The organism is Streptomyces sp. NPDC091209 (assembly GCF_044757755.1).
Taxonomy (GTDB): Bacteria; Actinomycetota; Actinomycetes; order Streptomycetales; family Streptomycetaceae; genus Streptomyces.
This window is the reverse complement of record NZ_JBIVVR010000005.1, coordinates 1-23,770: the sequence shown is the minus strand read 5'-3', so window position 1 is coordinate 23,770 and position 23,770 is coordinate 1. Positions and strand designations below refer to the sequence as shown.

Genomic DNA, 23,770 nt, shown 5'->3' with positions numbered 1-23,770 from the left:
CCAACCGCCACTACGCCCGCGACAGCACCCGCCCACTGGCTCTGCTCGGCATCATCTGACGACTTTGCCGGGGCCCTGGGTGTCCATCGCACTATTCAGGTAGTGGATTGGGTGTCCCATCGCACTATTCAGGTAGTGGATGTGGTCTCCCGGGGATACGGGCGGCGGCTGCGGCGACGGTTGCCAGGTCTTCGCTCGAGAAGCCGGCGCGGCTCAGCACCGCCAGGGATTTGTTCGTCGCCAGCGTGCACAACGCCAGCTCTGCAGCCTCGCGCTCATCGGCCCCCGCCGCCAGCAACGCCTGCTCCAGCATCCCTCGCAAACCGTCGATCATGGCGCGGACCATCGCCTGGCCCTCCGCGTCGAGGGCCGGGAACTGCGTTGCCGACACCGTGAGCAGGCAGCCATCCGGGACCGTCGGGTCGGCGATGCGGTTCAGGGTGACCTGCAGGTAGGCGGCCACAACGGCGCTCGGGCTCGGGTGGGGGCCGGACAGTGCCTGGTCGTACAGCGGGTGGTAGGTCTGCGCGTACCGTTGGAGGCTTTTCCGGAAGAGGGTGCTCTTGTCGCCGAAGGTGCCGTAGAGCGAGCTCCGGCCCAGGCCCGTGCCCTCGGTCAGGCGGTCGATCGAGGCCTCCGAATAGCCCCAGCGCCAGAAGACGTGCATCGCGCGTCGTAGCGCCTCGTTCACGTCGAATTGCTTGCGGCCCGCCATGGTTCGTCAGCCTACACATCTTGCACCGACCGATTCAACATGCGTATGGTCGCCCACATGACAAGTTGCACCGATCGTTCCATCATGAGTACGGCCGACGGCACGACAAGCTTGAGTTCGCTGCGGCTGCCCGACGGGTTCACCGACGTCTTCACCAGCCGGCTCGTGGAGCTGAACGGGCTGCGGCTGCACGCGGTCACCGGCGGGGACGGCCCGCCGCTGCTGCTGGTCGGCGGGTGGCCGCAGACCTGGTACGCCTGGCGGGAGGTGATGCCCGCGCTCGCCCGCGAGCACACCGTCGTCGCCGTCGACTCGCGCGGGGCCGGGCTCTCCGACAAGCCCGACGACGGTTACGACGCCGGCACGCTGGCCGCCGATCTGGTCGCTCTGATGGCCGCGCTCGGGCACGACCGGTTCGACGTGGTCGGCCACGACATCGGCATGTGGACCGGATACGCCCTCGCTGCCGATCACCCCGAGCGGGTGGGCCGGCTCGCCGTCGTCGACGCCATCATCCCCGGTCTCACGCCGACCCCGTCGGTCTTCAGCCCGGCCGCGGTCAACCAGCGGCTCTGGCACTTCGGCTTCAACCGGCTCACCGACCTCAACGAGGAGCTGGTCCGGGGGCGGGAGCGGCTCTTCTTCGGCTACCAGTTCGCCAAGAAGGCAGCCACCCCGGACGCGATCCCCGCGTACGCCGTCGACGTCTACGTCGATGCGATCGTCGCGGATCCTCGCGGGCTGCGGGCGAGCTTCGCGTACTACCGGGCGCTGGACGAGACGATCGCGCAGAACGAGCAGCGCAAGAAGACCCGGCTGACGCTGCCGGTGCTCGCCATCGGCGGCGCGCGGTACAGCGGCGCGATGGTCGCCGAGACGATGCGGCTGGCGGCCGACGATGTCACCGGGGTGGTCATCGACGATTGCGGCCATTACGCGGCCGAGGAGCAGCCGGCGCGGTTCACCGAGATCCTGGAGGACTTCCTCGGTGGCAAACCGGTGGCAGGCGTGCCGCACGGCTGACACATGCGTGGCGGAGTTTCGCCATGTCTGTCTTGCGCCCCCGCTCATTCACGTCGCGGCGCCTCCCGCGTGCCGGGAATCGACGGCGATGCGTGCGCCGTCGGTGGGGCGCGAGCCATCCGTACCAATGAATGCGGCGTCCCCGGCCGATGGCCGGGGACGCCGCGTCTCAGGCCGTGAGAGACCGCTCGGCTGTGTCCTGTTCCGGCTGCTCAGGCCGGCTGCGGGACAGCCGGTGACACTTGCGCGAGCACCAGTCGCGAGTCCAGGCGTCCTTGCGGCGATCGAGCGGCTTTTGCCACTGCCCGCAGGCCATCGGGCAATCGGGCAATCGGGCAACGATCGCCGGCACAGGTCACCCCCCTCCCTGTCGATCCGCCCACCGTCCCACCGTCCCGCAGCGCAGCCCGTATCGCCCGTGCCTCCGGATACAGCGGGAGACGGAGGTGGCGCCCGTGGCGCGCGGCCCCTCCGCCGCGCCGACAAAGGGCCAGACCCCCCGGATTGGCCTTGGCCCGTGGCTCCCGGGGACCGCTAGCTTCGTGGCATGCGCATTCGTGTCGTCGACGCCTTCACCGACCGCCCCTTCGCCGGCAACCCGGCAGGGGTCCTCCTCCTCGACTCCTTCCCGGACGATGCCTGGCTCCAGAGCGTGGCCTTGGAGGTCAACCACGCGGAGACGGCGTTCACCCACCGTCTTGCCGAAGGCGGCGAGGCGGACTGGGCGCTGCGCTGGTTCACCCCCGCCGTCGAGGTCGCCCTGTGCGGACACGCGACGCTCGCGGCAGCGCACGTCCTGCACACCACCGGCGCCCACCGGGGCCCGGTCCGCTTCGCCACGCGCAGCGGTGTCCTCATCGCCACTCCCGACGCCGACGGCTCGATCACCCTGGACTTCCCGACCCCGCCGCTCACACCGGTCGAGACCCCCGACGGTGTCGCCGAGGCCCTGGGCGCCGAGCCGCTCCGCACCCTCGACACCGGCCCGAACACCGGTGACCTGCTGGTCGAGCTCGCCGACGAGAAGACCGTCCGCGCTCTCGCCCCTGACCACAGGGCGCTCGCCCGCTACTCCGAGCGCGGCATCATCGCGACCGCCCGCGCCGAAGACCCCTCCCGGGGCTACGACTTCGTCTCGCGCTGCTTCTTCCCGAACGTCGGCATCGACGAGGACCCGGTCACCGGGAGCGCCCACACGGCCCTCGCCCCGTTCTGGTCCGAGCGCCTCGACCGCCCCGCGCTCACCGGCCTGCAAGCCTCCCCGCGCTCCGGCCTGGTCCGCACCGAGGTACGCGGCGGCCGCACCCTTCTGTCGGGGCACGCGGTCACGGTCATCGAGGGCGAGCTGCTCACGTGAAACAGCCCACGGCGCTCCCGTAGCAGCCCGTGGGACGCGCGCGACAGTACACAGGTCTCGTCCGACGGCACACGGCTCTCCCGACGGCACGCGAAAGGGGCGTACGAGCTGGCCGTACGCCCCTTCGAAGCCGGTCCGCGCCATTCAGTCGTCGCGGGCGCCGCCGCTCACGCCGTCGGGAGCCATCCCACCTTCCCCGCGAGCAGCGCGTAGCCCACGAAGGCCCCGATGTCGAGCAGCGAATGCGCGACCACGAGCGGCCCGACCCGGCCCCAACGCCGGTACAGGTAGACGAAGACGACGCCCATCACCATGTTGCCGACGAAGCCGCCGATGCCCTGGTAGAGGTGGTACGAACCGCGCAGCACCGCACTCGCCATCAGCGCGGTCCCCGGCGTCCAGCCCAACTGCCCCAGCCGGCGCAGCAGATACCCGACGACGATGACCTCCTCCAGCACGGCGTTCTGCACGGCCGAGAGGATCAGCACCGGGAACTTCCACCACACGTCCGGCAACGCCTCGGGCACCACCGTGAGGTTGGCGCCGAACCCACGCGCCGCCAGATAGAAGGCGATTCCCGTACTGCCGATCACCGCCGCGACCAGGGCACCGCGGCCGAGGTCCGGCCAGGGGCGCGTACGGTCGAATCCGATCACGCGCATCCCCTGGCCCTCGCGGATCAGCAAGTGCGCGACGAGCGCGACCGGCACCAGGGCGGACGCGATACCGAAGAGCTGCCAGGCCAGATCGAGCCAGGGCCGGCCCGGCGCCGCCGAGGCGTTCAGGGTGGCCGCCTGGTCCTTGAGGCCGCCCGGTTTCGTGACCGATCCGACAAAACTGATCAGCGCGGACACTCCGCTCGCGCCGAGCGACAGCGCCAGGACGAGCAGCGTCTCGTCCCGGAGAATCCGTCGTGTCAGCCTCTCCTCCGGAAAGGAATCGGCCACCGATCCCGCCTCCACCTGCACTCCCGCCTCCAGTTGGGTAATCCCGCCGCATCCCCGTCGTCGCCCCGCTAGGGTCTCGAAAGAAGTTGCGAAGATCGTGCGCGACAGGCCGTCGGGGGGCGGGCGCCCTACGGGGCGTACTTCCCCCTTTGCCTGTTCCACGGCTGTCTCACGGCTCGGGCTCACCTGGGAGGACCTCACCGTCATGGGACGTCACAGCTTGCCCGACGCGCCACGGGCGGGCTCCGCCGACCCCCGGATCCGTGCGCGCCGCCGCAATGTGGCCCTCGCGACGGCACTCGTCCTCACCGTCGCCGGAGGCACGGCCGCGGCCGTCCGTGGAGGCCTGTTCTCCTTGGCGGGCTCCTGCCAGGACGACGCCGTGCACATCGAGGTGGCCGCCTCACCGGACATCGCGCCCGCGCTCAGGGCCGCCGCCGAGGACGCCCGCGCGAAGAAGATCACCTCCGACGGCCGCTGCCTCGATGTCAGCGTGACCGCTCGCGCGTCGTACCAGGTCGCCGCCGCGCTCCGGTCGGGCAAGAAGTCCGACGTGCAGGTGTGGGTGCCGGACTCGGACGCGTGGGTGGAGCGCGTCACCGAGATCAGCGCCGCCACACAGGTCGACAGCCTGGGCAACGTCGCCTCCACACCCGTCGGCGTCGCCATGGTCCCGGCGGCCGCCAGAACGCTGGGCTGGCCCGTGAAGACGTACACCTGGAACGAGTTGGCCGGGTCGGCTCTGCGGGCCAAGCGGATCGGGCTGGGCACGGTCGACCCCGCCCGCAGCTCGACGGGCCTGCTCGCGCTCACCCGGATCAACGAGTCCGCCTCCCGGGTCAAGGGCGGTGACGTCCAGGCGGCCACGATGGCCAAGGCGCTCTCGCGGCGCACGTCCGACAGCGACACCCAGCTCCTGGACACCCTGCCCCGCGACGTCTCCGGCTCCGGACACGGCAGTCCCGGGCGCAATCAGGCGCTGATCCTCTCCGAGCAGGCGGCGTTCGCCCACAACACCTCGGCGGGCAGCGGTGACGACCTCGACCTCTTCTACCCCAAGGACGGCACGCCGCTGCTCGACTACCCGTACACGCTGGTCGACGAGCCGCGGCTGGGTACGGACGAGAGCCGTGCGGCCCTGCGGTTCATGATGTTGCTCGGTGAGGCGGCACCCCGGCAGTTCCTGCGGATGTTCGGCTTCCGTACGGACGCGGACAACCCTTCGGACGCGCTGGTCACCGAGGCCGGCGGGAGGTTCCCGCAGCCGTACGCGCGCGTGGTGACGGCCCCTTCCTCCAAGGAGTCGCTCCAGGAGGCCCTCGGCATGTGGACGATCACGGTGGAGAGCGCCCGGATCACCACGGTCGTCGACGCCTCCTCCTCCATGGGCGAGCCGCTGCCGGGCAGCGACCGGTCCCGCATGGATGTCACCAAGGAGTCCCTGATCCAGGCGCTCGCCACCTTCACCCCCGAGGACGAGATCGGGCTGTGGAAGTTCTCCACGAAGCTCGACGGCCGCAAGGACTACCGCGTCCTGGTGCCGACCGAGCGCCTCGGCGACACGAAGGGATCCGGCACCCAGCGCGACCGGCTGTCCGCGGCCTTCCGCTCCCTGAAGCCGGTCCCGCACGGGGAGACCGGTCTGTACGACACCACACTCGCCGCTTACAAGGCGGCCGTCGCCTCCTACGCCAAGGGCCGGTTCAACGCGCTGGTCATCCTCACGGACGGGGTCAACAAGGACCCCGGCAGCATCTCCCGGTCCGATCTCGTCGCCGAGCTGCAGAAACTGGCCGACCCGGAACGCCCGGTGCCGCTGATCGCCATCGCCGTGGGCCCCGACAGCGACCGACGGGAGGTCGACCAGATCGCCCGGGCGACCGGCGGCTCCGGCGAGCGGGTCAACGAGCCCTCACAGATCCACGCGGCGATGCTCAAGGCGATCACGGCAGCGGGCGCGGGCAACCCGAACTGACGGCCACCCGGCCGGTACCGGCCCCTGCCCGGTCGCACCGGCACCCGCAGCCGCGCCCACCCGGCACACCACTCCCGCGTCCGTGGCCCGACCGGCCGCACGCCCACGGCCCACCGGCGGGATCCGTCCGGTCGGCGTCAAGAGAGGGGCGCTCAAGCCGACATGACAGATGTTCGGCACGCACCGGCCACCACAGGACGCTGACCCGGTTCCGTCCCCGGGCACCCCGGGCGCCCCCGCGCCGTCCCCGGCACGACGCCCCGCGTCACCCCAACGGAACCGGCTCCGGGAGTCCCACCGGCCAGGTGTGCACCGGCTCTCCGAGATGCATCAGCTCGCCGTAGCGCCGCGTCGTCGCGGCCAGTGCGGCGTCGCGGCCGAAGCCCTTCTCCAGGGCCCGGTGGAAGGTCGCCGTCTGCCAGGTCGCGCCGTTGAAGCGCAGTCGGCACCGGTCCTCGATCACGCCCAGGTAGAAGTCCCGGTCGGCCGGCTCGACACCCCAGGCGTCCAGTCCCGCGGCGGCGAGCGGCAGCAGCTCGTCGCGGACCAGGTTCGCGGCGTCCACCTGCGCGGTCCCGCCGTAACGGCCGCGCCGCGGCCACTCCAGGCGCGCGTCGATGCCGTACCGGCACGCCGCGTCGAAGTTGGCGGCGGCCGCCTCGAAGGACAGCCGCGTCCACACCGGACGCGACTCCTCGGCGAGCGCGCGGATCAGCCCGTAGTAGAAAGCGGCGTTGGCGATGACGTCGGTGACGGTCGGGCCCGCGGGCAGCACCCGGTTCTCGACACGCAGATGAGGGACGCCGTCGGCGATGCCGTAGACCGGCCTGTTCCAGCGGTACACCGTGCCGTTGTGCAGCACCAGTTCGGCGAGTTTGGGCACACCCCCGGCGTCCAGGACTCCGAGCGGATCCTCCTCGTCGCAGATGGGCAGCAGGGGCGGGAAGAACCGCAGGTTCTCCTCGAAGAGGTCGTACGCCGAGGAGATCCACCGTTCGCCGAACCAGGTGCGCGGCCGGACTCCCTGTGCCTGCAGCTCCGGGGGCCGTGTGTCGGTCGACTGCTGGAAGAGCGGGGGCCTCGACTCCCGCCAGAGCTCGTGCCCGAACAGGAACGGCGAGTTGGCCCCGACCGCGATCTGCGGGGCCACGACCGCCTGCGCCGCGTTCCACACATCCGCGAACCGGTCCGGCGTGACCTGAAGGTGCAACTGCACTGAGGTGCAGGCGGCTTCGGGCGCGATGGATCCCGACCTGCAGACCAAGCGCTCCACACCGTCGATGTCGAGTTCGAAATCCTCTCCGCGCGCGGCCACGATCTGATCGTTGAGCAGCGTGTAGCGGTCGACGTCCGAGAGGTTCGCGGACACCAGATCGTCCCGGCCGAGTGTCGGCAGAATGCCGATCATCACGATTCCGGCGTCGACCTCGCCGGCTTTCCGATGGGCGTACGCGAGCGAGGTGCGGATCTCCTCGGCGAGCCGGTCGAATACCCGTCCGCCCAATCGGTGTGGGGCTATGTTGACTTCCAGATTGAACATGGCGAGTTCTGTTTGGAAATCGCGGCTCGCAATCCGTTCGAGCACTTGCGCATTCATCATTCTGGGCAAGCCGTCGGGTCCCGCGAGATTCAATTCGATCTCCAGGCCCATCAGGTTCTTCGGGCGGTCGAACCGCTTCTCCTCCAGCAGTCGCTCCAGCCCCGTCAGACACTGCCGGAGCTTGTCGCGGTAGCGCTGCCGATCGGACAGGCCGATTGTCCCTGCCACGACCTTCTCCCCCATCGAAGTGTCCCTCCTCGGATGGGCAGGCCGACGCTCCGGCCCTGGCGTCCCGGGTCACGGTGGATGATGCCCAGGCAACGCGATCCATAACGTCCCGCGGGCGCTCTTCGACCGCTACCCTGGACATCGGCCCCGGGCACATTCACCGGGCATGGAGCAAAAAGCAAGTTTACCGCCCGACATGATCTCGTGAAAAACGCCGACGAGAATCGGCCGACCGCTACGGCGGAGTATTCCGAGGTCACCGCGGTTCGACCGCTCAGAACCGGGATGAATCCCTCTTTTCATCGACCGAATAGCGCCTTGCTCTTCGTATTCGGGACGACTAGACGAAACACCGCCTGAACACGCGTCGTATAAACTCCGCTACCGAGGCAGAGAGTTGGCGCTCGCGGTCCTAGGTCCTGTCGTCACGGTGACGGCGGCAGGCGACACCCTGTCGGCGGATCCAGACCCCTCGCCCCTCTGACCCGAGAGCTGACAGCGCCGTCCGCCCCCGCCCTCGCGCCACTGTGCCTGTCGAATGAGAGGCGACCCACCATGCCGTTGCACGTACCCCCGGCTCCCGCGCCCGCCCTGCGCACCGTTCTCACGGCACTCGGTTCCCCCACCGCTGTCCGCGAAGCCCGCACCCCGTCCCTGCGCCTGGCACAGGGACCCGCCACCCCCGAACTCCCGCTGCCCGTCCACGTCCTGGATCGCATCACTCCCGCGGGCGCCTCCGCCACCCGGCTCGCCGGGTGGCGTTTCCTGATCCGTTGCGGCGACCGTGCGGTGGCCGCGGCCGACACCGTGCTGACCGCGGACGGCTGGGCCTTCTCGCGCTTCTTCGAGGGCCCCTACATCGCCGCGACGGAAAGCGCCGTACGGCAGGCCGAGACCATGCAACAGCCCTACCAAGCACGCCTGTTGTCCGTGCCCGAGCTGTACATGCTGACCCTCTGGCTGCACGGCGACTGCACGGCGGACGGTGCCGCCGGCCATCCGGCCGCCACCGACCTTCTGGTCCCGCTCGCACCGGCCCCACCCGGCATCGCCGCGCACCGGCCGTACCGCGTCGCCGAACTGCTGCCCGTTCTCACCCACCGGGTCACCCCGGCACCGCTCCTCAGCTCGCCCGCCTGAGCCGCCGCGCTCCTGCACCCTTGTCCGTGCCCCGCAGCCGTGCCCCCGGCCGCGGGGCACGGCGCTGTCACGCACCCGGAGGACCGATCGCTCGTTAGGGCTCCACAGCGCTCGTACGAGGGGAAACGCGCTCCGCGCCGGACCTGACTAGCCCTATTCGGCCACCTCGAACCACCCGAAAAGGCAACGCAGTTGGGGTGAACCCTCCGCAGGGGTGATGCGTCATCAACCTGTGAGAAGCGGTGCCCCCAAATCCCTGCGGATTGGCGCCCGTGGGGCAACACTGGGGTCAGACCACACATCAACGGGGGGCGGCCATGAGTACCTCAAGCCGCAAGACAGACACCACAGCCATCACTCACACCTCGACCCAGCGAAAGATCCCATCCATGTGCCAGCACCAGCCACCGTGTCCTTCAGCCGAATCAGCCGACCGGGAGTCCGCCCGCCTCGCGGCGCACCACCCGGAGCAGGGATGGAGCCTGCTGTGCAACGGCGTTCTGCTCTTCGAGGACACCGGTGAGCTCCTGCCCGACGGCCAGATCATCGCGCCGCACCGCCCGCTGGGCGGCGCGCAGGTGATGACGGCCGCCTGAGCCGCACCACCCGGGCGGCCCTGACCGGCCGCCCAGACACACGAGGGGCCGGCCCGGAGACGTACTCTCCGAACCGGCCCCGACGCATGACCGAGGGTGATCACTCCCCGTAGCCGTCCACGTGCCGAGCGCTGATCAGTCCTCGTAGGCGTCCAGCGGCGGGCAGGAGCAGACGAGGTTCCGGTCGCCGTACGCCTGGTCGATGCGGCGCACCGGCGGCCAGTACTTGTCGGCGGGCGAGACACCGGCCGGGAAGACGGCCTCCTCGCGGCTGTACGGGTGCTCCCAGTCGCCGCCGAGCGCGGCGGCCGTGTGCGGCGCCCCGCGCAGCGGGTTGTCGTCCACCGCCCACTCGCCGGAGCCGACCTTCTCGATCTCCGCGCGGATCGCGATCATCGCGTCGCAGAACCGGTCGAGCTCTCCCAGGTCCTCGGACTCGGTCGGCTCGATCATCAGCGTGCCGGCCACCGGGAACGACATGGTCGGCGCGTGGAAGCCGTAGTCGATGAGGCGCTTCGCGATGTCGTCGACGCTCACGCCGGTCGCCTTGGTGAGCGGGCGCAGGTCGATGATGCACTCGTGCGCGACCAGGCCGGCGGGACCGGTGTACAGCACCGGGTAGTGCGGCTCCAGGCGCTTGGCGATGTAGTTCGCGGAGAGCACGGCCACCTGCGTGGCGCGCTTGAGGCCCTCGCCGCCCATCAGCCGGACGTACGACCAGGAGATGGGCAGGATGCCCGCGGAGCCCCAGGGAGCGGCCGAGATCGGGCCGACACCGGTCTCGGGACCGGCCTCGGGCTGGAGCGGGTGGTTCGGCAGGTACGGCGCCAGGTGCGCGCGCACACCGACCGGGCCGACGCCCGGACCGCCGCCGCCGTGCGGGATGCAGAAGGTCTTGTGCAGGTTGAGGTGCGAGACGTCGCCGCCGAAGTGGCCCGGCTTGGCGAGGCCCACCAGGGCGTTGAGGTTGGCGCCGTCGACGTAGACCTGGCCGCCGGCCTCGTGCACCTGGGCGCAGATGTCGGCGACGTGCTCCTCGAACACACCGTGCGTCGAGGGGTACGTGATCATCAGCACCGACAGTTCGTCGCGGTACTGCTCGATCTTGGCACTGAGGTCCTGGACGTCGATCTCGCCGTCGTCCGCGGTCTTCACGACGACGACCTTCATGCCGGCCATCACGGCGCTGGCGGCGTTGGTGCCGTGCGCGGAGGACGGGATGAGGCAGACGGTGCGCTGGTCGTCGCCGTTGGCGCGGTGGTAGCCGCGCACGGCCAGCAGACCGGCCAGCTCGCCCTGCGAACCGGCGTTGGGCTGGAGCGACACCTTGTCGTAGCCGGTGACCTCGGCGAGCTGGTCCTCCAGCTCGTGGATGAGCGTCAGATAGCCCCGCGCCTGCTCGGCGGGCGCGAAGGGGTGCATCTGCCCGAACTCGGGCCAGGTGACCGGCTCCATCTCGGTGGTCGCGTTGAGCTTCATCGTGCAGGAGCCCAGCGGGATCATGCCGCGGTCGAGCGCGTAGTCGCGGTCGGAGAGCTTGCGCAGGTAGCGCAGCATCGCGGTCTCGGAGCGGTGCTGGTGGAAGACGGGGTGCGTGAGGTACTCGTCGGTGCGCAGCAGCGCGGCCGGCAGGGTGTCCTCGGCGCTCGCGTCCAGCGCCTCGATGTCGCCCTCGACGCCGAAGGCGGTCCACACGGCGGCCAGCTGCTCGCGCGTGGTCGTCTCGTCGCACGAGATCGACACGTGGTCGGCGTCGACGGGGTGGAGGTTGACGCCGTGGTCGCGGGCGGCGGCGACGATCTCGGCGGCCCGGCCCGGGACCCGCACGGTGAGGGTGTCGAAGTACGCGCCGTGCACGAGCTCGACACCGCCGGCGGTGAGCCCGGCGGCCAGGACCGTGGCGTAGCGGTGGGTACGCCGTGCGATGGTCCGCAGGCCGTCGGGACCGTGGTAGACGGCGTACATGCCGGCCATCACGGCGAGCAGCACCTGAGCCGTACAGATGTTGCTGGTCGCCTTCTCACGACGGATGTGCTGCTCACGCGTCTGCAGGGCGAGGCGGTACGCCTTGTTCCCGTCGGCGTCCACGGAGACACCGACCAGCCGGCCGGGGAGGCTGCGCGCGAACTTCTCGCGGACCGCCATGTAACCGGCGTGCGGTCCGCCGAAGCCCATCGGCACACCGAAGCGCTGCGTCGTACCGACCGCGATGTCCGCGTCGAGCTCGCCGGGCGAGGTGAGCAAGGTCAGGGCGAGCAGATCGGCCGCGACGGTGACGACCGCGCCCAGCTCGTGCGCCTGCTCGACGATCGGCTTGATGTCGCGTACGGCACCGGAGGCGCCCGGGTACTGGATCAGCACGCCGTTGATCTCGCGCCCGGCGAGGTCGGCCGGGATGCCGTCGGCGAGGTCGGCGACGACGATCTCGACGCCGGTCGGCTCGGCGCGGGTCTCTATGACGGCGATGGTCTGCGGCAGCGCGTCCGCGTCGACCAGGAAGAGGCCCTTCTTGTTCTTGCCCATGCGGCGGGACAGCGCCATCGCCTCGGCGGCGGCGGTGCCCTCGTCGAGGAGGGACGCGCCGGAGGTCGGCAGTCCGGTCAGCTCGGCGACGACGGTCTGGAAGTTCAGCAGCGCCTCGAGACGGCCCTGCGAGATCTCCGGCTGGTACGGCGTGTACGCGGTGTACCAGGCCGGGTTCTCCATGACGTTGCGCAGGATCACCGGCGGCGTGAAGGTGCCGTAGTAACCGAGGCCGATCATCGAGCCGAGCACCTCGTTGCGGTCCGCGAGGGAGCGGAGCTCGGCCAGTACCTCGGCCTCGGTGCGCGCGGCCGGCAGCTTCAGGGCCTCGGCATTCTTGATCACGTCCGGCACCGCGGCGGCCGTCAGCTCGTCGAGCGAGCCGTATCCGACCTGCGCGAGCATCTTGGCCCGGGCTTCGGAGTCGGGCCCGATGTGGCGCTGCTCGAAGGGGATGCCCTGTTCGAGCTCGGAAAGCGGAATGCGAGGGGCGGTCATGGCGGAGGCCTCCTGGTCTGACGCGACCTTCGAGGGGCACCCCGGCACGGGTACCCCGACGGCCTCCCCCTCTGTCATCTCAACCTGAGAGTTTCACCGGATCGTCCATGGACGATCCGGCTTTCACCGTCGGTGAGAGCGGAGGCCAACAGCACCCGCCCTGCTTTCCAGAGTGACCTCGTCCGTGCGGTACGTGAGCCTGAGAGATTCCGGGGAGGAGTTGCTCCTTCGGCGCCTCCGGTGAAATCTGGAGGACTCTCCCGCACGGGATCAGCAGCCGTCTGCCAGCCTACCAGCGAGGACAAGACATCAGCCTTCGAGTGGCCGCTCTCACAAATGTGCTCTTTTGTAGTACTTACGGATGAGTTTGCGACCACGTGGAGGGACCGTGCAGACCGACATCGATCCGCGCAACCTGATCGGCCGCAAGGCGTTCGACAGCAAGGGCACCAAGATCGGCACGATCGACGAGGTGTACCTCGACGACGCGACCGGCGTCCCTGAGTGGGCTGCCATACGCACCGGGCTGTTCAGCAGGGACGCCTTCGTGCCCCTGGAGCCCAGCGAGATCGTCGAGGGGACCTTGCGCATCCCGTTCGACCGGGCCCTGATCAAGGACGCCCCCGACTTCGGCGTCGGGCGTCACCTCTCCCCCGAACAGGAACTCCAGCTCTACCACCACTACGGGCTCGACGTGGCGTCCCCGACGCCGCCGGACCGGGACTTCGGCCGGCTCGCGGGCACGGAGGACGCCTGAGCCCCCGGGGCCGGGTGCGGGCCCGCCTTCGGCTCCGGACCTCGCGTCGCGGCTTCTGACGCCGCCGGGCCGGGACCCGGTGCGGACCCGCCGGGTCTTCGCTCCACCAGGGGCAGCGGGTCCGCCGGTTCGAGCTGCGGATCGTCCGTCCGGAAGGTCCGCACCCGGCCGGGCTCGGACGAGGGCGTCTCGAAGCGCACCGTGACCCGTCCCAGCCCGCTCCCCTGCACCCATCCGTGCCCGTGCTCGGCATGGCGCACATCGTGCCCGGAGGGCCACCGCCGCTCGGCGGGCACCGCCTCCTCCGCGACGGCCCCCTCGGGCTCGTCCGCCGAATGGTCATCGGCCGCGGGCTCCCCCACCGCGGCGGCCTGCGCCTGCGCGAACAGGTCCTCCTGCGTGTAGTCGGCGAGCCCGGAGACGCCGACCCCCAGCAGGCGCACGCCGCCGGTCGTGTCCACGCCCTCCAGCAGCCGCGCGGCGGCCTCCCGAACGACACCGGGGTCGTCCGTGGGCCCGCGCAGCGTCTCGGAGCGGGTCAGGGTCGAGAAGTCGTACCTGCGTACCTTCAGAACGATCGTCCGCCCCGACAGCCCGGCCCGGCGCAGCCGCCGCACACACCGGTCCGCGAGCCGCTGCACCTCCAGCTCCACCCGGACCCGGTCGTGGATGTCCACGTCGTACGTGTCCTCGACCGACACCGACTTGGTCTCCCGCTCGGCCACCACGGGGCGCTCGTCGTGGGCCAGCGCCATCGCGAACAGCGCGTGCCCGTGCGCCTTCCCCAGCAGCCGTACGAGCTCGTCCTCGCCCGCCTCGGCCAGTTCCTCGACGGTGGTGATGCCGGCCCGCCGCAGATGGTCGCCGGTGGCCGGCCCCACGCCCGGCAGCGTCCGCACCGGCATCGGCCCCAGCAGCGCCCGCTCGCTGCCCGGCTCGATCAGCACGAGACCGTCGGGCTTGGCCTGCTCCGAGGCGATCTTCGCCAGCATCTTGGAGGCGGCGAGCCCCACCGACCCCGTGAGACCCGTGACCGCCCGGATGTCCGCGCGCAGCTTGGCACCGGCCAGCCGCGCCGAGGCGTCGTCCCAGGCCGTCCCGCCCGCCTCCAGGTCCACGAACGCCTCGTCCAGGCTCAGCGGCTCCACCAGCGGCGACAGGGCCCGCAGCAGCCCCATCACCTGCTCGCTGACCTCACGGTAGAGCCCGAAGCGCGGCACGAGATAGGCGGCGTTCGGGGCGCGCCTGCGGGCCTGGGCCATGGGCATCGCCGAGTTCACCCCGAAGACGCGAGCCTCGTACGAGGCGGTGGCGACGACTCCACGAGGTCCGAGCCCGCCCACCACGACGGCTTTCCCGCGCAGGCTCGGCTTGGACGCCTGCTCCGCCGAGGCGAAGAAGGCGTCCATGTCGAGATGCAGGATCGTGGGCGCGGTTCTCACATCTCCGATGCTGCCCTACGCCACTGACAATGCCCCGGCAGGCCGGGGCATCACGTCATCGAAAGCCGCGCGTCACACCGCGCGGTTGCGCCTGCGCGCGAGTTCGTCGGCGGGGTTGTGCCCGAGGAGCGTCTCACCGGTGTCGACCCGCTCTCCGTGCAACTGCGACAGGGCGCCCTCGACGTCCCGCCACACCACGCCCACGGCGATGCCGAAGACACCCTGGCCGCCCTGCAGCAGCGCGTGGACCTCGTCGGGCGAGGTGCACTCGTAGACCGTCGCGCCGTCGCTCATCAGCGTCATGCGCCCCAGGTCCTGGAAGCCGCGCTCCCTCAGGTGCTGGACCGTGGTGCGGATGTTCTGCAGCGACACCCCGGTGTCGAGGAACCGCTTGACGATCTTCAGGACCACCACGTCCCGGAAGCTGTACAGGCGCTGTGTCCCCGACCCGTAGGCGGGACGCACACTGGGCTCGACGAGTCCGGTCCTCGCCCAGTAGTCCAGCTGCCGGTAGGTGATGCCCGCGGCGGCGCACGCCGTGGGCCCGCGGTAACCGAGCTCCTCGGGAACAGTCCCTCCCTCACCGGACACTGCTGTCGGCCGCCGCGCAACGTGATCGGCCGCGCCGCCATGATGGGGGTGCCCCCTGCTCGAGCCGAGCCGAGAGCTTGGGGGAGGGTACGGGCCGCTCTCTCCCGGACCGTGTCCGGGAGCACCCCCAGCCGTACCGTCGCCGCTGCTTCTCACGCCGACCTCCGTCCTTGACCTGCCTTCTCGACGGTAGGCAGTCACCAGGGGCGCGTCAACGATCGCCACACTCGGCACGCCGAGTGATAATCACCCTAAGAGTGGTTTCCCGTGCCCTACCGCGGGGAAAGGCTAGCCGAATGCTCTCGGCGCGGGCCGCGGCACACCACACTCGCCACGGGCAAATGCGGCCCGGATCGGCCCTCCGCCCGCCCGCCTCACTGGCTGTTGGTGCCGAAGTCCTCGGGCGAGATCTGGTCCAGGAACTCGCGGAACTTCTCCACCTCGTCCTCCTGCTCGTCCGGGATCGCGATACCGGCGTCGTCGAGCACCCCGTCACTGCCGTAGATCGGCGTTCCGGTGCGCAGGGCCAGCGCTATGGCGTCGGACGGCCTGGCGCTCACCTCGACCCCGCTGGCGAAGACGAGCTCGGCGTAGAAGACGCCCTCGCGCAGGTCCGTGATCCGTACTTCGGTGAGCTCCTGGCCGACGGCCTCCAGCACGTCCTTGAAAAGGTCGTGGGTCAGCGGTCGTGCGGGGGCCATGCCCTGCTGTGCGAAGGCGATCGCCGTCGCCTCCCCCGGTCCGATCCAGATGGGGAGGTAGCGGTCGCCTCCCACTTCACGCAGAAGCACGATCGGTTGGTTGGAGGGCATCTCGACCCGGACACCTACGACATCGAGCTCGTTCACACAGCAACCCTAGGCCGTGCCCGGGACGTTTGGGTAGTCGGGCACAGAACGGGTGGACGATCCAGGGCCCGCGCCGGTACGCCGGATCAGCGCAGTCGCACGCCCAGCGCGGTCTGCACGAGTGCCGCGTGCAGCTTCACCGTGAGGCCCGCGAGTTCCTTCGTACGGGCCTCCGCATGCGCCCGGGTCTGTGGGTTGCGGTGCCGCCGCAGGGGTGCGACCACCTGGTCCACCAGTCCGGCATCACGCTCCGCCGCGGCCTTCATCGCCCGCAGATGGCGCGGCTCGATCCCGAACCGGCCCAGCTCGACGACGAGCGCGGCGACCGTCACCGCCTCGGCGTCGTAGACACCGTCGGGCAGCGGGCCGATCAGTCCGTACGACTCCCACTCCTCGAGCTGCTGCTCACCGATCTCGGCGGCGGCCAGCAGCTCGGCGCGGCCCACCCGGGCCGCCGTGGGCCCCTCGGGCTCGCTGTAGAGCTCGCCGAGGGCTTCTCCCTCACCCGGGTCGCGCTGACGGCCCACGGAGGGCAGACGCACCTGCTCGCCGCGCGCCAGGGCGTCCAGGTGCTCGCGGATCACCTTCAGCGGCAGGTAGTGGTCACGCTGCATCCTCAGGACGTGGCCGAGGCGTTCGACATCGTTCGCGCTGAACTTGCGGTACCCCGAAGGGGTCCGCCGCGGCTCGACGAGCCCCTCCGACTCCAGGAACCTGATCTTGGAGATGGTGACTTCGGGGAACTCGTCGCGCAGCACGCTCAGCACCGCGCCGATGCTCATCAGCCCACTGTCCGCGGCGGCGGTACCGCTGCCGGCACCGCCGCTCGGTGTTTGAAGCATGGACATTCCCTCGGTGTCCCCCCGGACGGATTTGGGGGAGGGTCAGATGCCCTGCTGGCTCGCGTAGAACACCAGCCGGTACTTGCCGATCTGCACCTCGTCACCGTTCGACAGCGGGACCTGGTCGATCCGCTCCCGGTTGACGTACGTGCCGTTCAGGCTGCCGACGTCGGCGACCGTGAAAGATCCGTCCGCGATACGACGGAACTCCACATGGCGCCGCGACACCGTCACGTCGTCGAGGAAGATGTCGCTCTGCGGATGACGCCCGGCCGTGGTCAGCTCACTGTCCAGCAGGAAGCGGCTGCCCGAGTTGGGGCCTCGGCGCACCACCAGGAGCGCCGATCCGACCGGCAGCGCGTCGACAGCCGCCTGAGCCTCGGGGGAGAGCATCGGCGAGGGAGTCTGACCCGTCACCTCGGCGTCGTACGCCTCGATACCGGAGATGGAGATCGTGGACGTCTGCTCCGAGGGACGCTCGGGTCCGACCCGCAGCGGCGCACCGCAGTTGGAACAGAACCGGCTGTTCTCCGCGTTGCGGTTCCCGCACCTCGAACACACCTGGGCCGACATGGACGGATCCTCCTGCCGCGGCTGCCCACCAGGGGCATGGGACGCATACGGATCGGAGGCGAACCCTCCACCCGTGCTTGAGGCTGACGGTTCCCCGAAACCTATGCGGCCGGACTGGGCAGGGTCAACAGACGACGCGCCGGGTCCACCGGGGCCGGTGACCTGGTCCCGGAACAGCGGACGGTCGCCGCTCTGGGCCTCCGCGTCTCCCTGGCGCGGTGCACGGTGACGGGCAGTCGCGTTGTCGCCACTGTCCTCTCGCGTGCTCTTGCCGAACAACTTCGCAAACAACTTCACGGGCGATTCCCCTTGACCGAAACAGACCCGCCCGTGGGGCAGGACGAACCCTGATTGAACACACCGGTCGACCCGGACATCCTCACAACGTCCGTATCCACCAGACAGTTTCCACCACGCACCACCCATTCGGTGCGCCGACCCCCCGCAACCTCCTGCCCTGGCCCGGCGGCCCCCATGCGACCGCCGTTCACCGGGAGGACGACTGAGCGTAGTCAGGCCGCTCCGCCGGTCGCAAGGCATCGACGACGATCTTCGTCGAGCCGTTCACCGTGACGGTGGCCTGCTCCTTCTCCAGTGTCTGCACCACGCCCCCCGGAATGTTCAGCGCCGGCTCCAGATCCTGCGGCTTGCCGATGACCTTGAAACGATAGGGCTGGGTGATCTTGTTCCCGTCGACCTTCACTCCGCCTCCGGAATCGGCCAGATAGGTCCCGGCGACCACACGCACACCGTTCACCTGGATCGCCTCCGCACCGGCGGCGCGCAGCTCCTGGATCGCGTCGAGCAGCATGTCCGCCTTGACCGCCCCCTTCGCGTCGTCGATGGTCAGCGTGATGCCGGGTCCCTGGGCGGCCACGGTGCCCGCCAGAATGCCGAGTTGCTTCTCCTTCTCGACCGTCTGCTTGCGGGCCTCCTCGGCCTGGTTCGAGCTGTTCTCCAGCTCGGTGCGCTGATCCTCGAGTCCCTGCTTCTCGTCCTCAAGACGCTGAGTCCGGCTGTCGAGTTCATCGAGAATGCGGACGAGATCTTCCTGACGCGCGCCGCGCAGCGCGCTGTCGCCGTCGCTGTTGGACGCCACCTGCACGGCCAGGCCGAAGCCGAGGCCGAACAGCAGCACGGCGACGATGAGTTGGGCACGCGACACCCGCGGCGGCCAAAGCCCCTCGACCAGCCTCTGACGGCCGGACGGCGGCGTCTCGGCGTTCCCCTCGGCGTTCTCCTCGGCCGTCTCCGGTTCGGGCTCCTGCACGGCCGCGGGAACCTCTTCCGGCAGCTCTTCGCGCAGCGGGTTCTCGGGAGATTCGTCTTCGTTCTCGTTGCTCATCGGCCTCACGCCCGGAACACGTGCCGACGGATCGCCGCGGCATTGGAGAAGATCCGGATGCCGAGGACGACCACGACACCCGTGGACAGCTGGGCACCCACACCCAACTTGTCACCCAGGAAAACGATCAGCGCGGCGACGACCACGTTCGACAGGAACGAGACCACGAAGACCTTGTCGTCGAAGATGCCGTCGAGCATCGCGCGCAGACCGCCGAACACGGCGTCGAGCGCCGCCACGACGGCGATCGGAAGGTAAGGCTCGACGACCGCCGGAACCTCGGGCCGGACCAACAATCCAGCCACGACTCCCACGACGAGGCCCAGTACGGCGATCACGGTGTGCCCTTCTCTGTTCTCGGCTCTGCTGTACGTACGATCACACTCGGTGCTGCGGGCAGCCGGACGTCGCCCTCGGTGGAAATGCTGGTCCGGATGCCGTAGTTCTCCTGCAGGGCGTGCAGATACAGCCCGTCGGCGCTGTTCTGGAACCTGGTGCTGAGCCGCTGGCCGTCCCCCACCGCGAGCACCGTGTACGGCGGCACCAGCGGCTTGTTGTCGACCAGTATCGCGTCACCCGCGGCCCTGATGGCCGACAGGGCTGTCAGCCGCTGTCCGTTGACGGAGACGGCCTCGGCGCCCGACTCCCACAGGCCGTTGACCACGCGCTGCATGTCTCGGTCCCGGACGCGTCCGGTGTCGGAGAATCCCGAGGTCTCCCGCGGATTGGTGCCGTCACCGCCGGTGCTGGCTTCCTTGGCGTCGTTGACGACGAGCTTCACGCCCGGTCCGTGCACATCGGTGGCACCCGACAGGATGCTCACGAGGTCGGCCTGCTCGCCGCCGTCCTTCTTCAGCGCGGCTCGCTGGCGGGCGCTCACATCGGCACGCAGGGTGTCGACGCCGTTCTCCAGCTTGTCCGCGGCCGTCGTCTCGCGCTCGATGCGGTCGATGAGCTCCTGGCGCTCCTTGGCGACGACGGGCGCCGCCAGCCGAGCGTTCGCCGCTCCCAGAGTGACCACGAGCGCGGCGAGCACCAGACCCGCGGCAAGACCCAGCTTGGCCCGGACCGTCTTCGGCATGCCGCCGGCATCCTCGGCCTCCCTGCGGGCGGCCGCCTCGGCGTACCCCTCGTCGAGGCTGTGATCCATGACGTTGGTGAGCAGCGACATGGAGGCGTCCGGGCGCGGGGGGCGCGGAGCGCTGCTCCGAACGGGGGGCTGCTGCGGCATGCCGCACATCGTCGCACGTCGCGGGTGCTACCTCCGAATGGCCCCACCAACGTGCCGGACAGGCCCCCTTGGGGACACTTGTCCGACACGTAAGGGTGAAGATCGTCTCAGCGGCCGGCGCTGTCCACAACGGCCGCCCACTCGTCGAGCAGAGCCTCAGCGGAGGCGTCGTCCGGGCCCTCCGCCCACAGATGGGTGACAGCCTCGGCGGGGTCCGGCAGCACCATGACCCAGCGTCCGTCCGTCTCCACGACCCGCACGCCGTCCGTCGTGTCCACGAAGCGGTCTCCCGCCTCCTCCACGACCCGGCGCATGACCAGCCCCTTCACGGCCCAGGGCGTCGCGAGGTCCCGCTTGAGGACGTGCGCCCGCGGAATCCGCGCGTCGATCTGGCTGAGCGTGAGCTGTGTCCGCGCCACAAGACCGATGAGCCGGACGAACGCGGCCGCGCCGTCGAAGACGCCGCTGAACTCGGGAATGATGAAGCCGCCGCGCGCGTCGCCTCCGAAGATCGTCGACTCTTCTCGGCCGACCCGCGTCAGGTCGTCCGGCGACGTGGTCGTCCACTCCACCTGCGTGCCGTGGTACGCCGCCACCTGTTCCGCGATCCGTGTGGTGGTGACCGGCAGCGCCACACGTCCACTGCGCCGCTCGGCGGCCACCAGGTCGAGCATGACGAGCAGGGCCCGGTCGTCCTCGACGATCCGCCCCTTCTCGTCGACGAGCGAGAGACGCTCGCCCACCGGGTCGAAGCGCACGCCGAACGCGGCCCGCGCGGACGCGACGATCTCGCCCAGCCGCACCAGCCCTGCCCGCCGCGTCTCCACCGTCTCGGTGGGCCTGGACTCGTCGAGACCGGGATTGATGACCAGGGAGTCGACGCCGAGCTTGCCCAGCAGGCTGGGCAGCACCAGTCCGGCACTGCCGTTGGAGGCGTCGACGACGACCTTCAGCCCGGAATCCGCGATACCGGTGGTGTCGACATTCCGCAGCAGTGATCCCGTATAGGAGTCGAAGACACTCGCGGGGAAGTGCAGATCCCCGATCTCGCCGGGAAACGCGCGTCGGTACTCCTGTCGCGCGAACACCCGGTCCAGCTTCCGCTGACCGCCCTGCGACAGGTCGGCGCCCTGCCCGTCGAAGAACATGATGTCGACGGAGTCGGGCACTCCGGGGGTCGTCCGGATCATGATTCCGCCGGCGCTGCCCCGGGCCGTCTGCTGCCGCGCCACGGGCAGCGGTACGTTCTCCAGGTCTCGTACGTCGATGGCGCTGGCCTGCAAGGCCGAGATCACCGCTCGTTTCAGCGCGCGGGCACCTCGGGAGTGGTCGCGGGCCGTGGTGACGGTGGAGCCCTTCTTGAGGGTCGTCGCGTAGGCCCCCGCCAGGCGCACGGCCAGCTCCGGGGTGATCTCGACGTTCAGGATCCCGGAGACGCCACGAGCGCCGAAGAGGTGGGCCTGGCCGCGCGACTCCCAGATCACCGAGGTGTTGACGAAGGCGCCGGCCTCGATGGTCTTGAAGGGATAGACGCGGACGTTGCCCTGAATGATCGATTCTTCACCGACGAGGCATTCGTCGCCGATCACGGCTCCGTCCTCGATGCGGGCGGCGCGCATGATGTCGGTGTTCTTTCCGACCACACAGCCGCGCAGATTGCTGTGCTGCCCGATGTACACGTTGTCGTGCACGACGGCCCGGTGGAGGAACGCACCGCTCTTGACGACGACGTTGGAGCCGACGACGGTGTGCTCGCGGATCTCGGCGTTCGCCTCGACCTTGGCGTAGTCACCGATGTAGAGCGGCCCTCGCAGTACGGCGTCGGGATGGACCTCCGCGCCCTCTGCCACCCATACGCCCGGGGAGATCTCGAAGCCGTCGAGTTCGACGTCGACCTTGCCCTCCAGGACGTCGGCCTGGGCCTTCACATAGCTCTCGTGCGTGCCGACGTCCTCCCAGTAGCCCTCGGCGATATAGCCGTAGATGGGCTTGCCTTCCTTCATCAACTGGGGGAAGACGTCGCCGGACCAGTCGACGGAGACATCGGCCTCGACGTAGTCGAAGACCTCAGGTTCCATGACGTAGATGCCCGTGTTCACCGTGTCCGAGAAGACCTGGCCCCAGGTCGGCTTCTCCAGGAAGCGTTCGACCTTGCCCTCTTCGTCCACGATGGTGATACCGAATTCCAGCGGATTGGGTACGCGCGTAAGACAGACCGTGACGAGCGCGCCTTTCTCCTTGTGGAAGTTGATGAGTTCGGTGAGATCGAAGTCGGTCAGGGCATCACCGGAGATGACGAGGAAGGCGTCGTCCTTCAGCGCCTCCTCGGCGTTCTTGACGCTCCCGGCAGTACCGAGTGGCTTCTCCTCATTGGCATAGGTGAGCTCCATGCCGAGTTCTTCACCGTCACCGAAGTAGTTCTTGACCAATGAGGCCAGGAACTGCACGGTGACGACGGTCTCGTTGAGCCCATGCCTTTTGAGCAGCCTCAGCACATGCTCCATGATCGGCCGGTTCACCACCGGCAGGAGCGGCTTGGGCATGCTTGAGGTCATTGGGCGAAGGCGTGTGCCTTCGCCTCCGGCCATCACGACGGCCTTCATGTCGGAAGCGTCCTCCTTGAAGAGACGACGGTACAGCCGACTTCACCCGTCCTGATTGTCCCGCAGTTTTCGAGCGGGGGCCATCGGGGCACTACAGCCGCCCAATCGGGCCGAGCTCAATCGGCCATGGTGTCCGCTCGGATCAGCCGGCGGACCTGCACCACGTAGAGGACTCCTGCCCACCAATACAGGGTTGTACCCCACCCGGCGAACGCCCATCCGAAAACAGCGCCGAATGTCGCGATCCAGCCGCTCGCGTCACTGAGCAGCAGCAACGGGAAGGCGTACATCAGGTTGAAGGTGGCCGCCTTCCCGAGGAAGTTCACCTGCGGGGGCGGATAGCCGTGCCGGCGGAGGATCCACACCATCACCAGCAGAACCAGCTCGCGTGCGAGGAGCGCGGCCGTCAGCCAGATCGGAAGAATCTCGCGCCAGGTGAGACCGATCAGTGTCGACAGAATGTAGAGCCGGTCGGCCGCGGGATCCAGCAGCCGGCCGAGGCTGCTGATCTGGTTCCAGCGCCTGGCCAGCTTCCCATCCAGATAGTCGGTGATACCGCTCAGCATGAGGATGAGCAGGGCCCAGCCGTCACTCTTGGGACCGCCGAACTCCGGCCTGAGGATCAACCACAGGAAGATGGGTACGCCGACGAGACGCGCCATGCTGAGGATGTTCGGGATGGTGAGGACCCGGTCGGTCTGAACGCGGGTCTCCTGGACCTCCACCCGGGGGCCTCCTGTGGGAAACGAGCCAACGATGCCCCCTGACCTTACCCGCAGCCCCGGCACCGCAGCGCAGAGGGCGAGGCAAGGAGGAGGCGTCATGCGGAAATCTCTGTCGGAAAACTCTGTCGGAAAACAAAAAAGCTCCGGCTCTCGGGAAGAATTCCCGAGAGCCGGAGCTCTAAAATTTGTTCGGCGGCGTCCTACTCTCCCACAGGGTCCCCCCTGCAGTACCATCGGCGCTGTGAGGCTTAGCTTCCGGGTTCGGAATGTA

20 protein-coding genes, 1 rRNA gene and 1 riboswitch are annotated in these 23,770 nt (G+C 69.5%); of the genes, 6 read left to right on the top strand and 15 right to left on the bottom strand.

Translation table 11 applies throughout. The features are described from left to right. Positions 1 to 124: 124 nt before the first annotated feature. A complete protein-coding gene (locus ACIQRL_RS15690; protein ID WP_401331772.1) occupies positions 125 to 715 on the bottom strand; it encodes a TetR/AcrR family transcriptional regulator in 591 nt (196 codons plus the stop codon). Between the two features lie 84 nt (positions 716 to 799). Between ACIQRL_RS15690 and ACIQRL_RS15685 the strand changes: the two genes are divergently transcribed. After that, positions 800 to 1,738 carry an alpha/beta fold hydrolase gene (locus tag ACIQRL_RS15685; protein ID WP_401331771.1) on the top strand — a complete coding sequence of 313 codons (939 nt, stop codon included), beginning with the start codon at positions 800 to 802 and terminating at the stop codon, positions 1,736 to 1,738. A 547-nt stretch (positions 1,739 to 2,285) separates the two neighbouring features. After that, the gene (locus tag ACIQRL_RS15680; protein ID WP_401331770.1) at positions 2,286 to 3,095 is read left to right on the top strand and encodes a PhzF family phenazine biosynthesis protein; all 810 of its coding nucleotides are present in this window, start codon (positions 2,286 to 2,288) and stop codon (positions 3,093 to 3,095) included. A 167-nt stretch (positions 3,096 to 3,262) separates the two neighbouring features. Here the strand turns inward: ACIQRL_RS15680 and ACIQRL_RS15675 are convergent, their stop codons facing one another. Beyond that, on the bottom strand, positions 3,263 to 4,063 hold the full coding sequence (locus ACIQRL_RS15675; protein WP_401331769.1) for a CPBP family intramembrane glutamic endopeptidase: 801 nt from the start codon (positions 4,061 to 4,063) through the stop codon (positions 3,263 to 3,265). A 184-nt stretch (positions 4,064 to 4,247) separates the two neighbouring features. On the opposite strand from ACIQRL_RS15675, the gene ACIQRL_RS15670 reads away from it, so the two are divergent. Next, entirely contained in the window at positions 4,248 to 6,017 is a 1,770-nt protein-coding gene (locus ACIQRL_RS15670; RefSeq protein WP_401331768.1) for a VWA domain-containing protein, read from the top strand. 265 nt (positions 6,018 to 6,282) lie between these two features. Here ACIQRL_RS15670 and ACIQRL_RS15665 read toward each other — a convergent pair whose 3' ends face one another. After that, positions 6,283 to 7,800 (bottom strand): glutamate--cysteine ligase, encoded by a 1,518-nt coding sequence (locus ACIQRL_RS15665; protein WP_401331767.1) that lies wholly within the window; start codon positions 7,798 to 7,800, stop codon positions 6,283 to 6,285. 540 nt (positions 7,801 to 8,340) lie between these two features. Here ACIQRL_RS15665 and ACIQRL_RS15660 point away from each other — a divergent pair. Continuing rightward, complete coding sequence (locus tag ACIQRL_RS15660) at positions 8,341 to 8,925, top strand: hypothetical protein (RefSeq protein WP_401331766.1); 585 nt, start codon at positions 8,341 to 8,343, stop codon at positions 8,923 to 8,925. A gap of 389 nt (positions 8,926 to 9,314) precedes the next feature. Beyond that, complete coding sequence (locus ACIQRL_RS15655; RefSeq protein WP_328556777.1) at positions 9,315 to 9,521, top strand: DUF5999 family protein; 207 nt, start codon at positions 9,315 to 9,317, stop codon at positions 9,519 to 9,521. 135 nt (positions 9,522 to 9,656) lie between these two features. Here ACIQRL_RS15655 and gcvP read toward each other — a convergent pair whose 3' ends face one another. Next, on the bottom strand, positions 9,657 to 12,542 hold the full coding sequence (gene gcvP / locus ACIQRL_RS15650; RefSeq protein ID WP_401331765.1) for an aminomethyl-transferring glycine dehydrogenase: 2,886 nt from the start codon (positions 12,540 to 12,542) through the stop codon (positions 9,657 to 9,659). A gap of 177 nt (positions 12,543 to 12,719) precedes the next feature. After that, positions 12,720 to 12,815: riboswitch (glycine riboswitch) on the bottom strand. Positions 12,816 to 12,930: 115 nt separating this feature from the next. Here gcvP and ACIQRL_RS15645 point away from each other — a divergent pair. Then, the gene (locus ACIQRL_RS15645) at positions 12,931 to 13,299 is read left to right on the top strand and encodes a PRC-barrel domain-containing protein (RefSeq protein WP_401331764.1); all 369 of its coding nucleotides are present in this window, start codon (positions 12,931 to 12,933) and stop codon (positions 13,297 to 13,299) included. On the opposite strand, the gene ACIQRL_RS15640 is transcribed toward ACIQRL_RS15645, so the two are convergent. The 11 genes from ACIQRL_RS15640 to rrf all read right to left on the bottom strand — a co-directional run. Next, positions 13,224 to 14,741: a DNA polymerase IV gene (locus ACIQRL_RS15640; RefSeq protein ID WP_401331763.1), complete on the bottom strand. Its 1,518-nt coding sequence runs from the start codon at positions 14,739 to 14,741 to the stop codon at positions 13,224 to 13,226. The two genes, ACIQRL_RS15645 and ACIQRL_RS15640, sit on opposite strands and share 76 nt — an antisense overlap. A gap of 72 nt (positions 14,742 to 14,813) precedes the next feature. Further along, the gene (locus ACIQRL_RS15635; RefSeq protein WP_401331762.1) at positions 14,814 to 15,488 is read right to left on the bottom strand and encodes a MerR family transcriptional regulator; all 675 of its coding nucleotides are present in this window, start codon (positions 15,486 to 15,488) and stop codon (positions 14,814 to 14,816) included. Positions 15,489 to 15,706: 218 nt separating this feature from the next. Next, the gene (locus ACIQRL_RS15630) at positions 15,707 to 16,180 is read right to left on the bottom strand and encodes a bifunctional nuclease family protein (RefSeq protein WP_006123076.1); all 474 of its coding nucleotides are present in this window, start codon (positions 16,178 to 16,180) and stop codon (positions 15,707 to 15,709) included. A gap of 86 nt (positions 16,181 to 16,266) precedes the next feature. Beyond that, positions 16,267 to 17,022, bottom strand: a complete 756-nt coding sequence (locus ACIQRL_RS15625) for a MerR family transcriptional regulator (protein WP_401331761.1) — start codon at positions 17,020 to 17,022, stop codon at positions 16,267 to 16,269. Positions 17,023 to 17,064: 42 nt separating this feature from the next. Next, positions 17,065 to 18,021 carry an FHA domain-containing protein gene (locus ACIQRL_RS15620; RefSeq protein WP_401331760.1) on the bottom strand — a complete coding sequence of 319 codons (957 nt, stop codon included), beginning with the start codon at positions 18,019 to 18,021 and terminating at the stop codon, positions 17,065 to 17,067. 61 nt (positions 18,022 to 18,082) lie between these two features. After that, positions 18,083 to 18,940 (bottom strand): DUF881 domain-containing protein, encoded by an 858-nt coding sequence (locus ACIQRL_RS15615; protein ID WP_401331759.1) that lies wholly within the window; start codon positions 18,938 to 18,940, stop codon positions 18,083 to 18,085. 5 nt (positions 18,941 to 18,945) lie between these two features. Then, positions 18,946 to 19,278: a small basic family protein gene (locus tag ACIQRL_RS15610; protein ID WP_003988855.1), complete on the bottom strand. Its 333-nt coding sequence runs from the start codon at positions 19,276 to 19,278 to the stop codon at positions 18,946 to 18,948. Beyond that, entirely contained in the window at positions 19,275 to 20,180 is a 906-nt protein-coding gene (locus ACIQRL_RS15605; protein WP_401331758.1) for a DUF881 domain-containing protein, read from the bottom strand. Before ACIQRL_RS15605 ends, ACIQRL_RS15610 begins: the two co-directional genes overlap by 4 nt. A gap of 98 nt (positions 20,181 to 20,278) precedes the next feature. After that, a complete protein-coding gene (locus ACIQRL_RS15600; RefSeq protein WP_401331757.1) occupies positions 20,279 to 22,774 on the bottom strand; it encodes a sugar phosphate nucleotidyltransferase in 2,496 nt (831 codons plus the stop codon). Positions 22,775 to 22,890: 116 nt separating this feature from the next. Next, positions 22,891 to 23,499: a CDP-alcohol phosphatidyltransferase family protein gene (locus ACIQRL_RS15595; protein ID WP_401331756.1), complete on the bottom strand. Its 609-nt coding sequence runs from the start codon at positions 23,497 to 23,499 to the stop codon at positions 22,891 to 22,893. A gap of 187 nt (positions 23,500 to 23,686) precedes the next feature. Continuing rightward, positions 23,687 to 23,770 (bottom strand): 5S ribosomal RNA (gene rrf, locus ACIQRL_RS15590); the annotation flags it as partial.